Source organism: Maribacter spongiicola, from assembly GCF_004364165.1.
GTDB classification, from domain to species: Bacteria; Bacteroidota; Bacteroidia; order Flavobacteriales; family Flavobacteriaceae; genus Maribacter; species Maribacter spongiicola.
In genome coordinates this window covers 229762-243719 of the sequence record NZ_SOAY01000010.1, presented here as the reverse complement: position 1 = coordinate 243719, position 13958 = coordinate 229762, and the positions used below count along the sequence as shown (strand labels likewise).

Here is a 13958-nt window from a genome sequence, read left to right as displayed (position 1 = left end):
GGCTTAAAAACAGTGTGCGACATACTATTACAAGCAATGCATAACCTAGTTGAAGACAAGTATCATTCTGTAAATATTTAAATTTAAATGAGCAGTATTTAGTTATTAATATAGTCTAAAGCACGTTCTAAGACTTCATCTTTTTCTGCTGTAATACCATCAATAGTTGGTTTACACACAATATCAATTTTGACACCTTTTCTTTGAGCTTCGGTTTTATCCGGATAAAATATGCCTACACCAGTTATATTGGTCTTATAACCAGCTACCATTTCAAATGGACTAACAGTTCCATCAGCACCTGAAGTTTGGCTACCAATAGTAGTTACATTATCGCCTGCTTGAAGACACATTGCGGTAAATTCTATAATACTTTGAGACATCTCACCCACCAGTAAGACCACATTGCCTTTATATTTTAATTCTCCGTCTTTACCACATGTATAACCGTCTCTCCAAATAAATTTTCCGGGGTAGCTTAAATCAGGATATGTTGCTTTAAAAAAGTCTTTTTTCTGTGAATTAATGTAATTTGAAATTAAGTGTAATGTCCAATCAGATCCATATCTCAAGTCAAAAATAATAGCTTTAGTATCCTTCAAGCTTTTCATCATTTTTGAAACATCTTTTATTTTCAACTGCGTCATTTCTACATAGCCAATATTATTATCTAGTATTTTAAACTTCTCAGTTGATCCATTCCAGGTATAATTAATATCATTTATTGAATACCGTTTTAGAGTTTTCTTAGCCGTTGTTCCGTCTCGTATATAATCTATTTCTACTGCGTTGGTTGAACCATTAAAAATTGAACGGAAGGCCATCCACTTTTTCCTAGAAAGATTAGATCCATTTATATATTTCTCTCTTTTTTGGAATATCGTTTGTACATCTAAACCATCAACTTTAGTAATTACATCTCCAATCTTTAAATCATCCAATTTAGCAAACCCTTTATTGTAAAAACGTGTTATTATTGCCGTAGAGTCCATAAGTTTAAATCCGGCAGGAATCCAATAATTTCCAAAAAAAGCATTTGTTAAATCTGTAGCAAAATCTGCATGGCTATCGTCTATACAAACCACTAATTCTAACATGGCAAGATGAAAATCTTGTTCGCTTTTTGAATGCAAGAACTTTGGTGTCATTTTGTTTAGCACATCATCCCAATCTAAATCGGTCTGATATTTATAAGGAAAAAAATATTCTATAATATTCCAATACCTAAATAATGTAAGTAGTCTTAAATCTTCCTTTTTCCAATCAAAATCATTGTATTCAATTTCATTTGTAATCTTAACATTACCAATTTTTTTACTGGCTACAGACACATAGTACTTTTTACCTTGGTGCCTATTTAATTCTATAAATTTTAGTTTGTCCGATAGCTCTTTTGTAAACGTGTCGGCATCAGAAATCCAATCTAAATTGAAATTTTCATTAAAATAATCCACATCATTTTTCAACTCACAATCTGTACACAAATCAATACCTCCAAGACCATTAATCCATTTCACATAAATTTCTGAAAGCTCCTCTTTACTTCTACTATCTCTTATTTCAGGTAAAATTTTAAATAATTATTCATCCCAATTAAATTTTCCGTTGGCTACCTCGGGGTGATAGTATTTTAAAAAACCCCAAACTTTGGCAGTAGTCACCAATTTATGTTCTTCTGTAAAATCATTTTGAGAAAATAAAATATTTCCAAAAAGAAGAATGATAGTAAGTAAGATTATCTTTTTCATATGGTTACTAATTTAAATAGAATCTAGGTTTGAGGTATAAACTTAAGATTGAAGGTTTTGTTACATATAAATCAGACTACCTAAATCTTTAGTTCAAATTTAAACCGCCCTTATTTTCAAGTAACGTTAAGTCATTTCATTCGTCTTGAACTTATGAGAGAAACCATAGTTTTACTTCTTATACTAATTCAAGGTCAAGTTACATCTGATGTTATACTGAAGAAAGAATTAATCGGTACATGGCAGATTGAAAAAGTTCATATCACCCGACCAAGTGTTTGCATTCCAAATGACATCAACCAAATAATTGGAAGCACTTTTACATTTACCGATGAATATTTACGCTATGTAACTTCAAATAATAAATGGTTCTTGGTAGATAATGATGGCCAATTATACTAGTTTATTAAAGAGGAACATCTTTTTATAAAGTCAAAGAATACTCAAGAGATTCACTGTCCAAAAATCGCATTTGAAAGAGACCAATTCACTTTATCAATTTCTAATTTGGTTACGATTATTTTGAAAAAGAATAGTTGAAGAGCATATATCTCTTAGAGAAAGTTTTGAATATTTAAAATACCAAGTTGTATTTTAATTTCATTTAAGATAGAAACATTGTACTTTATCCATCTTATAGAAATATAGAAATAAATATAATGATTGGTTTATAATTTGTGCTTATTATTAAACTACAAAGCCCTTATCATCTTAGATGATAAGGGCTTTATATAATCGTTATGTTAACCTATAGTCGTTCTAAACCAACAGTTCTTGATTGACCCTCATAATCCACATCTTCTCATTGTAAGCGTCGTTTAGCTTAGAGTAGTAAGAGATTAAAGCCTTGGTCCAAGAGTCGTGCTTTTTAAGATACACGTATCTGTAATTATTCTTTGGGTTGATGAAGTAACTTGCATTTAAGCCGAATGAGTTTAGCAAGGCTACAAATCGTTTTGCATTCTTAGGGTTGGCGAACACATTTGCAATAAGGTAATAACCAGAACCGGCGCCCTCAATAACGTAAGATTTTGAATCAGCTTCTCTAGCATCTACATTATCTCTAACCACCTCATTTGAGGTTAGCACATTAGAGTCGTACTTAGAAGATTTCTCTTTGATCTTATTTACATTGCTTGCGTAGGCTTCGTTAGTATATCTATTATCTACGTTCATAATCCACATGGCACCATCATATGCACCGTTCAATTTAGAATCGTGTGCAGCAACAGCATCTTCAAATGTATCGTAACGATGAAGGTAAACGTACTTTAAACCTGTATTAGGATTATCAATATAATCGGCATTAATACCTTTTGCATTTAAATCTTCTATAAAGTTGTTCATGTACTGACCGCCTTTGTACACATTAGCTACAACATAATAACCATCAGTAACATCTGGTAAGTCTTTGAACCTTCTACTTTTTACTCCGTCTTGAGCTACTTCTCTAGATGCTTTCGCAATAGGAGTATCATTGTTTCGTGGTCTATTTGCAACTACAGCATCTTTAGGCTGCACTTGCTCTTTAAACCTACTATCAGCCGAAATATTCGAATCGGTATTATTTTCGGCAACTTCTTGCTTTTCTGCAACAGGATTGTTTCTTTCGTTTGTTACTACCGCTACCCTATCTTGTTGTGTTTGCCCAACTGCCTGATTGCTTGTAACGGCTTCACCTGAAATACTAGGGTTATAATTTGGAGAAACATTTTGTTCTCCTGAATTACTTGGGTTATAGTTAGACGCAACCGCAATATTACTATTCTCATCAAGGAAAAGCTCTTTTGCCTTATTTTCTAGGTCAGGTCTTTCTCCGTTGGTTTCATTTCTAACCATACGCATTACCATCGCAAAACGTCTTTCAAGATCAGATTGGCGAATAGCTTCCAAGGAATCTTGACGGAACATCAGTTCTTCTATAATGGCATCGTTTTCAGCCAACTTAATCTTCAACTCTTCTACCTTTTCCTTCGTAGCAATGTTCTCTGGTTCCTCATCATTCTGTACCAAATCATCTTCATAATCATCTTCTAACATTACCCTATCTTCTGTAAGATTTGGAGAGAATGAATAGGCAAATGATATCTCATGCGTAACTCCGAAATTATCAAAGTTGTTAGACAATCCTTTTTCCATAGTATAGCCTAAAGAAATTCTTTGGTTCAGGTTAAAGCCTACACCAGCGGCAGCACCATAAAAGCTATCGTATCCACCTTGTATCCATCCTAATTTTGGAAGGTCAAGTATTAAACTTCCTCCTAAAGTAACATCTTCTTCTCCTACTTTTCTAACTCTTGCCAAAGGCATTAAACGACCTTGTTCAAAAATACCATCTTGCTTTTCAAACTGATGGGTATATTGTAGGTGACCAGAATATGTTTTGTCTTTAAACTCGGTTACAGATTCGCTAGTCTTTAAGTTGTAATCAAAAAGGTTTTCTGCAAAGACACCAACATCGAACTTGCCATAAGAAAGGTTAAAACCAGGCTGAAATGATAATAAGTTCTGATCTTGCAAACCTGCCAAGAAAGGATCTTCTTCTACAGTAGAAACTCTACCGTTATCAAATCCACTTTGGTAGTAAGATACGTTTGCACCAAAAGTGAAGTTACTCTTGTCGTTCAATTTAATACCATAGGCATAATTTGCCAACACACCGAAGTTGCTTAAGATACCTTCCCTTTGAGAATATAGGCTAAGACCTAATCCGGTTTTATCGTTGATACGTCCACTATAGCTTAAGAAATAGTTTTGATTGTTATCATCAAATTGTACCGATTGGTTTCGGTGTAACAAATTGATATAGGATTTGTCTTCCCTAACCGTTGAAAACGTTGGGTTGATTAAGAATCGGTTATACTTCAGAAGATTCTGGGCAGGAACATCGTATGATACAAACGGATTTTCCTCTTGCCCGCTAACCTTCATGATAGCTAACACAAATAACAATAGATATAAAACACTTTTCTTTAGCATGGTGAGCTTAACGTATTACTGTGATCGTACCTTGTTTAAGTACTTCACTGGCATTCCTGATTTTATAGTAGAATACCATGTTTTGTTTGGTGAACGCGGTAGTTGACTGCGGCCAGTTATTTTTATAATCGAATTCGTTTACAATTTCTTGACCTTGCTCATTGTAGATAATTACATTGACATCGGCTTTATTAGAATAAGAGTTTGGTATGATCCATTGATCGTTAATACCATCTCCATTCACGGTAATTACATTAGGTACTTTGAAAGTGTCCAAATAAGATACTTCTAGCTGCCTTACAATCTCGCAATTGTCAATTGACGCTATTAGGGTATAACTACCGGCTTCGGTAAAGTTTACACTATCAGCGTTACTTACTTCTACCGCATTGGCATCTAACCATCTGTAGGCGGTACCTCCGCTTGCTGTAACCAATCTAGTAGTACCTTCTGGCATTACTATTTCTGTACCTGGGTCAAGTGTAATTAGGTTTTCGTCTAACGGTGTAACAACAATCTCATTAGAGATTAAAGAACAACCATCTCTATCTATTGCTAAAGTATATGTACCCGCAGTAGAAATCGTTAACACTTCATCTGTAGTATTAATTGATGCTCCATCTAATTGCCATTGATAAGTAGCTGAACTTAAATCTGTGGTTGTACTTAAGCTTATTGTTTCGCCACCACTACAGAAGACAGTTCCTGAACTTGTAATACCTACTGTTTCGTTTGTTAGTAATTGAACGGGTAAAACATTAGAGTCTACATCAAAATTACCAACGGTTGCATTTAAATCGTAATCTCCATTTTCAGAATTTGAAGCCAAACTAATACTATTGCTAGTGGCACCGCTTATAACAGCACCGTCTTTACTCCATTCATATGTAAATCCGTCAAGTAAAGCACTAGTAACATCTGTTTTAGTACCATCTGCGGCAACTGCATTTATAAGCTCAACACCTAAAGTGGTGCTTGTGGTTTCACAAGATGTATACGCATCGGTATAATTTATGGTCATTTCAAAAGAAGCAGGGGACACTACTGTAGTAATATCAGAGTTTTTAGAAGACACTGAACAAGCACCGCCTGTTTGGGTAACTTCTGCATAGTACTCACCAGCTTCATTAATTGTAAGTGTGCTATTTGTTTCACCAGAAATCTCAACAGCATTTCTAAACCACTTATAACTTGGCGTAACCGCAGTTGTCGTTACTGATAAAACTTCGTTTTGTGTAGGCAATAAAACCATATTGACTTCATTCACTACAGAAACGGTATATAATTCTGCATTGGTTATAGCTACCGCTGCTGATCTTTCATTACAGATACCTGTTCCAGATATCTCTACGGCATAGTTTCCTTCGAAACCTGCATTGGCAGCATTTACGTTATATGAAGTTGCCGTTGCACCTATAATCTCAACATCGTCTTTAAACCACTGGTAGCTCCAAGAAGCATTTGTTTGGTCTATACTTAATGTTTCAATATCGGTACTACACAAAGATGTTTTGGTTGGGGCAGTAACGGCAATACCACTACCAGAACCGCCAATAGTTACATCTACTATATTAGAATCTGTATTACCAGAGCCGGTACATCTTGGTCCATAATCAATATATACATTGTACATACCCGACTGTGTAACATTCAATGTATGACCGGTTTCACTTGTTAATTCGGTTCCACTACGAAACCAAATATACTGGTAGGTCTCTGGGTTGGCAATATTGTCAACTTGCAGCGTAATAGCACCAGTACTACAAACCGTACCAGGTGGCACTCCGTTACCCAATTCACTAATATTTAAATTGGAGGTAACGTCCATATAGTACATATTGAATGCTTCAGATTCACTACCCACTTTTACAGGATCTGTACTTCTAACTCTCATTTTATACCCTTCGCCACGGGTGTCGGTAGGTATCGCAAAACTAGTATCAAAATCCTTTATCGTATTTTGATCTGTAATAGTTTTCAAAGTCACTGGGGTTGCGAAACTACCACTGGCATCTGATAATTCGAGAATAAACTCGTTGCCTGCATTGGCTGTACCAATCCAAGTGATGTTTACAAAATATTCGTTGAAACCACCATTACCTGCACATACGGCAGACCAAGGGGTACTCCCTGAAAGATTCGGATTGTCTGCAGGTTCTGGAGCGTTAATTACTATTGCTTGCGCAGATAATTGAAATGCGCAGAATAGCATGGATAGTGCTGTAAATACGGTAAGTTTGTTCAAAGTTTTCATAGGTATTTGTAGTTATGGGGGCCACTACGGTTGAAAAGATGGTTAATAAGTTGTTTTACATTCCCATCATTTCTTAGACAAATATGTTATTTAATACGACGAAAGGGAATTTTATGTTGTCGGAAGGAAGATTTCTGTTGTGAAACGCATTTTAAGTAAGGTGTGCCTATTTTAAACCCGCCATTTAAGGCAATTTTGCTACTTTTGTAGCCTGAAAAATAATGACATGAGCGAGACATCGAAGTCTTTGAATTTTATTGAACAAATTGTTGAAGAGGACTTGTTAAATGGTTATACCAAAGACGAATTACGTTTTCGTTTTCCTCCTGAGCCAAATGGTTACCTTCATATTGGGCATGCAAGTTCTATTTGCTTAAACTTTGGTTTAGGTCTTAGATACAATGCACCTGTAAATCTGAGGTTTGATGATACCAACCCTGCAAAAGAAGAGCAAGAATTCGTAGATGCTATCAAAAAAGATGTAGAATGGTTAGGATTTAAGTGGGATACCGAACGGTATGCCTCTGATTATTTTCAACAATTATATGATTGGGCGGTTGAATTGGTGAAACAAGGTAAAGCTTACGTCGATAATCAGTCTTCTGAAGATATGGCTATTCAAAAAGGTACACCTACAGAACCCGGAACCGATAGTCCGAATCGAAATAGATCAATTGAAGAGAATTTAGAGCTCTTTGAAAAGATGAAAAACGGAGACTTTAAAGAAGGTACTCATGTATTAAGAGCCAAAATAGATATGTCTTCTTCTAACATGTTGATGAGGGACCCTATTATGTACCGTATATTGCATAAAGCGCACCACAGAACAAATACCGATTGGTGTATTTACCCAATGTATGATTGGACACATGGTGAAAGCGATTATATAGAACAAGTATCTCATTCGTTTTGTACCTTAGAATTCGCAATGCACCGCGAGCTATATAACTGGTTTTTAGATCAAGTATATGATGAAACTAAAGTAAGGCCTAAACAACGTGAGTTTGCTCGTCGTAACTTAAGTCACACTGTAGTAAGTAAGCGTAAATTGGCGCAATTGGTAGAAAAGGGAGTAGTTACTGGCTGGGATGACCCAAGAATGCCTACCATTTCTGGATTAAGAAGAAGAGGATATACTCCTGATTCTATTAGAAATTTTGTAGATACTATAGGTATAGCAAAAAGAGATAATCTTATTGATGTTTCTTTATTGGAGTTTACAATTAGAGAGGATTTAAACAAAACCACTCATAGGGTTATGGGTGTTTTGAACCCGTTGAAATTGGTTATTACCAATTATCCTGAAGGTGAAACGGAATGGTTAGAAGCCGAAAATTCTCCAGAAGATGATACTGCCGGTACACGAGAAGTGCCATTTTCAAGAGAACTATATATAGAACAAGAGGATTTTAAGGAAGAAGCGAATAAAAAGTTCTTCCGATTAAAACTAGGCGGAGAGGTACGTCTAAAAAACGGATACATTATAAAAGCGGAAAGCTGCACAAAAGATACCGAGGGGAATATAACTGAGGTGCAATGTACTTATGACGCTAAAAGCAAGAGTGGAAGTGGCACTGAAGAAAGCTTGCGTAAAGTAAAAGGAACATTGCATTGGGTGTCTATAGCACATGCGGTAAAAACAGAAGTAAGATTATACGACCGTCTATTTACAGATGAGAGTCCCGATACTCATAAGGACAAAGATTTTATGGATTTCATAAATCCTGATTCTTTAACCGTAATTACAGGATATGTTGAGCCTGCTTTAAAAGATGCCAAACCAGGTGATCGTTTTCAATTTCAACGTATCGGATATTTTTGTGTTGATTCAGATACTACTGCTGATAATTTAGTTTTCAACAGAACTGTTGGTTTACGAGATTCTTGGGCAAAAATTCAATAGATTATATAGTATAAGTATTCCTTATCGTTAGAACCTATTTTAATTACGATTTAATATAAAAATCCACCTATAGACAACACGTCTACGGGTGGATTTCCTTTTTTAGACCAATTGGTATGAATTCAAAAAAAACTGCTCTCCAGAAGCTTTAAAAACGGTTTTCGCCAAGCCTAATTATTGAAATGATCAAATGCTTAGAACTATCTAGAAAAGAACAAAAAAACCCGAGAACTTTTGTTCTCGGGTTGTATCTTAAAAGCTAACTCAAATTTATTATTCTTTAAGTTTAGGCTTATTTGTTTTCTTCATTGTTTCACCAATCATATTACTTGCCGTAAAACTAGCAACCATATTATTCAGCATATCACTACCTGCTTGAGGTGAGTTTGGTAATAATATTAAATTGGTATTGGTAGCTTCACCAATGCTCTGTAACGTATCATAATGTTGAGTTACCACAATTAACGCCGATGCCTCTTGAGAATTGATACCTACCTTATTTAATACTTCTACAGATTCTTCTAGACCTCGCGCAATTTCTCTACGTTGATCAGCAATACCTTGACCCTGTAGTCTTTTGCTTTCCGCTTCGGCTTTTGCTTTTTCTACAATTAGAATACGAGCAGCATCACCTTCAAACTGCGCAGCAGTTTTTTGACGCTCAGAAGCATTAATACGGTTCATTGCTTCTTTTACCTGTGCATCTGGATCAATATCGGTAACCAGGGTCTTAATAATATCAAAACCGTAATCTAACATTGCCTGTTGCAATTCTGATTTCACCGCAATAGCAATATCATCTTTTTTTACAAAAACATCGTCCAATTTCATTTTAGGTACTTCTGCCCTTACCACATCAAATACATAAGAAGTTATTTGTTCGTGTGGATATTCTAATTGGTAGTACGCCTCATAAACCTTATCCTTAATTACAACATATTGTACAGATACTTTTAGTTTAACAAAAACATCATCTAGCGTTTTTGTTTCTATAATAACATCTAATTGCTGAATTTTTAAACCAATACGCGCAGCAATTCGTTGAACAAAAGGAATTTTAAATTGTATACCGGATTGTCTTACACTAGTAAATTTTCCGAATGTTTCAATTAACACTGCTGTTTGTTGTTTTACAATAAATACACCCGATAGAATAGTGAAAATCACTAAAAACGCAATCGGAATCCAAATAAATGAGCCCATGATTTTTTCTTTTATAGTTAATAATGGAAGATACTAAAAGCCTTCATAGTATTAGTAGCATTCTTTCCATATTTGTTACAGAATAGCTGCAATAAATACGTAATCCGTAATTACTTTAGTGATTATCCTTTACTCAAAAACAGTATATAAGATTATCTAACATTCATAGTTCCTGTAATTCATTATTTTAGAACCAATTATAACACAAAAACGATGCTTCTCTCTATTAATCCCAAGTTAGCGATGCGAAACAAGAACAAAACTATAGACTATTATATCAATTGTCTAGGGTTTAAAAAAGTTGGAACAGTTGATTATCCTGAGTATTTAATGGTACAAAAAGATGATATCGAAATACATTTCTTTTTGTTCGAAGCGTTAAATCCAAAAGAAAATTACGGCCAAGTATATATACGCACTAATGCAATAGATTCTTTATACCAATCGTTATTAAATACTAAAGTGGTTATACACCCAAATGGAAAACTAGAGTTGAAACCTTGGGGACAAAAGGAATTCGCTCTTCTAGACCCTGACAATAACTTACTAACTTTTGGAGAATCAATTCATTTATAAGAAATAGTTAAAAGAAAAAGGCAGCTCTTTCGAGCTGCCTTTTTTGCAGAGTTAAGTGTACTTTAAATATCAAAGCGATCTAAATTCATCACTTTCGTCCATGTTCTACTAAAATCGCGAACAAATTTTTGTTTCGCATCTTCTGTACCATATACTTCGGCTAAGGCACGTAGTTCAGAATTAGAACCGAAAATTAAATCAGCTCTAGTACCTGTCCACTTAACAGTACCTGTTTTACGATCGCTTCCTTCGAATATGGTGTCATTGTCAGAAGCAGCCTTCCAAGTAGTGCCCATATCCAATAAATTAATAAAGAAATCATTGGTAAGTAAACCTGGCTTGTCAGTAAACACTCCGTTGTTAGAACCATCATAATTAGCTCCTAACACTCGAAGTCCACCAACTAGAACGGTCATTTCAGGTGCAGTCAAGGTTAACAAATTAGCTCTATCGATCAATAACTCTTCAGCTTGAACAGATAGTTTTTGTTTCGTATAATTTCTGAATCCGTCAGCTATTGGCTCAAGTGCATCAAAAGCTTCAATATCCGTTTTCTCTTGAGTAGCATCGGTACGACCAGCATTAAAAGCAACAGTAGTATCAAAACCTGCCAACTTAGCCGCATTTTCTACTGCTGCAGAACCTGCAAGCACCACTAAATCTGCAAAAGAAACTTTTTTGTTACCTGACTGACTGTCGTTAAAATCTTTTTGAATCTTCTCTAACATAGAAGTAACCTTAGCTAACTGCGTTGGGTTATTTACTTTCCAATCTTTCTGTGGTGCTAAACGTACTCGACCACCATTAGCGCCACCACGTTTATCTGAACCTCTAAAAGTAGAAGCAGACGCCCATGCGGTAGAAACCAATTCAGAGGTTGAAAGACCAGAAGACAAAATTATTTTCTTTAAAGCCTCAACATCATCATCATTAATCAATTCAAAATTAACTGCCGGTACTGGATCCTGCCAAAGTAATTCTTCTTTCGGCACTTCTGGACCTAAATAACGGTCCACAGGTCCCATATCTCTGTGTGTCAATTTATACCATGCTCTTGCATAAGCATCTTTAAACTCATCTGGATTTTCTAAAAAGTTTCTAGAAATCTTTTCATAAGCAGGGTCTACGCGTAAAGACAAATCGGTAACCAACATAAACGGCTGGTGTGTTTTACCAGGAATATGTGCATCTGGTATTTCACCTGCACCAGCATCACCTACCGGCTTATATTGCCAAGCACCAGCTGGGCTTTTCGTTAATTCCCATTCGAAACCGAATAAATTTTGGAAATAATAGTGGCTCCATTTCGTAGGTGTCTGAGTCCAAGCACCTTCTATACCACTTGTAATTGTATCGGCACCTGAACCGGTACCAAAACTATTCTTCCAACCTAAGCCTTGCTCCGTAATATCTGCCGCCGCTGGTTCAGAACTAACATAATCGTCAGGACTAGCGGCACCGTGAGTTTTACCAAATGTATGTCCACCAGCAATTAAAGCAACTGTTTCATAATCGTCCATCGCCATTCTTTTGAATGTCTGTCTAATATAATGAGCAGCTTCTAATGGATCAGGATTTGCATTATGTCCTTCAGGATTCACATATATTAAGCCCATATGTGCAGCACCAAGCGGATTTTCTAACTCCAAGCCATCGCCTTCGTAACGTTGCTTATTTCCCATCCATTCAGATTCAGATCCCCAATAAATATCTTCTTCTGGTTGCCAAATGTCTTCACGACCACCAGCAAAACCGAACATTGGTAAACCCATACTTTCATGTGCTACGTTACCAGTCAAAATCATTAAATCTGCCCAAGAAATTTTCTTACCATATTTCTGCTTTATAGGCCATAATAATAATCTAGCCTTATCTAAATTAGCATTATCAGGCCAACTGTTTAATGGCGCAAAACGTTGGTTTCCTGCACTTGCACCGCCTCTACCATCTGATATACGGTAAGTACCCGCACTATGCCAAGCCATACGGATAAAAAATGGTCCGTAGTGCCCATAATCAGCAGGCCACCAGTCTTGACTATTGGTCATTAAATCAGTTAAGTCCTTTTTAATAGCTGCTAAATCTAAAGATTTAAACTCTTCTGCATAATTAAAATCATCATCCATAGGGTCTGCCATTTTCGAATGCAATCTTAGAATATTAAGATTTAACATATTTGGCCACCAATCTTTAATGGTTGTTCCGCCGCCAGCTGCTTGATGCATTTCGCCATTTAAAAATGGACAACTAGCAGCTGCAGGATCATTAACATCCCAAGCTTCACCTTTTCCGTTAGTACTACTCATGATTATATTTATTTTTAGTTGTATTTAATTCTATACCACAAAATTATCAATATTTTACTTATGCCAATTTAGATTTTAATAGATAAATCTTATTGTGTAATTATATAAGGAATTATTTAACTTCCTCTTTTATAAATATGGCACTTAAATATACACAATATCCTTCTTACCATTTTCCACTTATTACATGAAATAATTAGTATATAATTATCAATCAAACGGTTATACCAAACACTAATCGAAATTAAAATCAATTGGCTTAAAACAAATCTCAATAGTTTTTAAACAGGTAGTCTTTCTTTTAACATTATTGGATTCTCCGAGCCTACAAAATCTAGTTATATTGCATAGCTATATCATAGTTATTTATGGCAGAGTCATCTAAAAGACAAAGACAGGCTAAATGGTTACGTATTTTTCGAAAAGTACATAGAACAACAGGCGCAGCATTATTTATTTTCTTCTTTATTATTTCAATAACCGGACTTCTTTTAGGGTGGAAAAAACACAGTGGGGGAATACTATTATCAAAATCATATGAAGGTACTTCGACCGAATTAAAGCATTGGTTACCTATTGATAGTTTACATACCCTCGCCAATTCATATCTATTAGAAAACGTATCGCCAGAATTGTCAACAAAAATTGATAGGATTGACATAAGAAAAGATAAGGGGATGGTCAAGTTCGTTTATGACGAGCATTATTGGGGCTTACAATTAGATGGTGCGACAGGTAAATTACTTCATGTAGAAAAAAGATATTCTGACCTAATAGAACAAGTTCATGATGGTTCTATTATAGACGATTATTTAGGTACCAGTAACAAACAAATTAAAGTTTTCTACACCTCTATAATGGGTTTGGCGCTACTGCTTTTTACGATTACAGGATTTTGGCTGTGGTATGGTCCAAAGCGTATGCGAAGAAATAATGCAACAGCTTAAAAATTAGGGTTAGCTTTGGGGTCTCAATTATGGCTGATTAAC

At 35.4% G+C, this 13958-nt stretch carries 10 protein-coding genes; 4 read left to right on the top strand and 6 right to left on the bottom strand.

Features of this window, described 5'->3' with window-relative positions:
- Positions 1 to 98 precede the first annotated feature (98 nt).
- On the bottom strand, positions 99 to 1517 hold the full coding sequence (locus CLV90_RS01765; protein WP_133685809.1) for a S41 family peptidase: 1419 nt from the start codon (positions 1515 to 1517) through the stop codon (positions 99 to 101).
- Positions 1518 to 1580: 63 nt separating this feature from the next.
- Positions 1581 to 1748 (bottom strand): hypothetical protein, encoded by a 168-nt coding sequence (locus CLV90_RS19160; protein ID WP_166638517.1) that lies wholly within the window; start codon positions 1746 to 1748, stop codon positions 1581 to 1583.
- A gap of 153 nt (positions 1749 to 1901) precedes the next feature.
- On the opposite strand from CLV90_RS19160, the gene CLV90_RS01760 reads away from it, so the two are divergent.
- Complete coding sequence (locus CLV90_RS01760) at positions 1902 to 2150, top strand: hypothetical protein (RefSeq protein ID WP_133685808.1); 249 nt, start codon at positions 1902 to 1904, stop codon at positions 2148 to 2150.
- A gap of 357 nt (positions 2151 to 2507) precedes the next feature.
- Here CLV90_RS01760 and CLV90_RS01755 read toward each other — a convergent pair whose 3' ends face one another.
- Positions 2508 to 4727: a PorP/SprF family type IX secretion system membrane protein gene (locus CLV90_RS01755; RefSeq protein WP_133685807.1), complete on the bottom strand. Its 2220-nt coding sequence runs from the start codon at positions 4725 to 4727 to the stop codon at positions 2508 to 2510.
- Positions 4728 to 4734: 7 nt separating this feature from the next.
- Complete coding sequence (locus tag CLV90_RS01750; RefSeq protein WP_243835243.1) at positions 4735 to 6981, bottom strand: T9SS type B sorting domain-containing protein; 2247 nt, start codon at positions 6979 to 6981, stop codon at positions 4735 to 4737.
- 226 nt (positions 6982 to 7207) lie between these two features.
- Here CLV90_RS01750 and CLV90_RS01745 point away from each other — a divergent pair, with 226 nt between their 5' ends.
- On the top strand, positions 7208 to 8884 hold the full coding sequence (locus tag CLV90_RS01745) for a glutamine--tRNA ligase/YqeY domain fusion protein (protein WP_133685806.1): 1677 nt from the start codon (positions 7208 to 7210) through the stop codon (positions 8882 to 8884).
- A gap of 273 nt (positions 8885 to 9157) precedes the next feature.
- Here the strand turns inward: CLV90_RS01745 and CLV90_RS01740 are convergent, their stop codons facing one another.
- Positions 9158 to 10087 (bottom strand): SPFH domain-containing protein, encoded by a 930-nt coding sequence (locus tag CLV90_RS01740; RefSeq protein WP_133685805.1) that lies wholly within the window; start codon positions 10085 to 10087, stop codon positions 9158 to 9160.
- 213 nt (positions 10088 to 10300) lie between these two features.
- Here CLV90_RS01740 and CLV90_RS01735 point away from each other — a divergent pair, with 213 nt between their 5' ends.
- Positions 10301 to 10663 (top strand): bleomycin resistance protein, encoded by a 363-nt coding sequence (locus tag CLV90_RS01735; protein WP_133685804.1) that lies wholly within the window; start codon positions 10301 to 10303, stop codon positions 10661 to 10663.
- A gap of 62 nt (positions 10664 to 10725) precedes the next feature.
- Here the strand turns inward: CLV90_RS01735 and katG are convergent, their stop codons facing one another.
- A complete protein-coding gene (gene katG / locus CLV90_RS01730; RefSeq protein ID WP_133685803.1) occupies positions 10726 to 12969 on the bottom strand; it encodes a catalase/peroxidase HPI in 2244 nt (747 codons plus the stop codon).
- A gap of 368 nt (positions 12970 to 13337) precedes the next feature.
- On the opposite strand from katG, the gene CLV90_RS01725 reads away from it, so the two are divergent.
- On the top strand, positions 13338 to 13916 hold the full coding sequence (locus tag CLV90_RS01725) for a PepSY domain-containing protein (protein ID WP_133685802.1): 579 nt from the start codon (positions 13338 to 13340) through the stop codon (positions 13914 to 13916).
- Positions 13917 to 13958 lie beyond the last annotated feature (42 nt).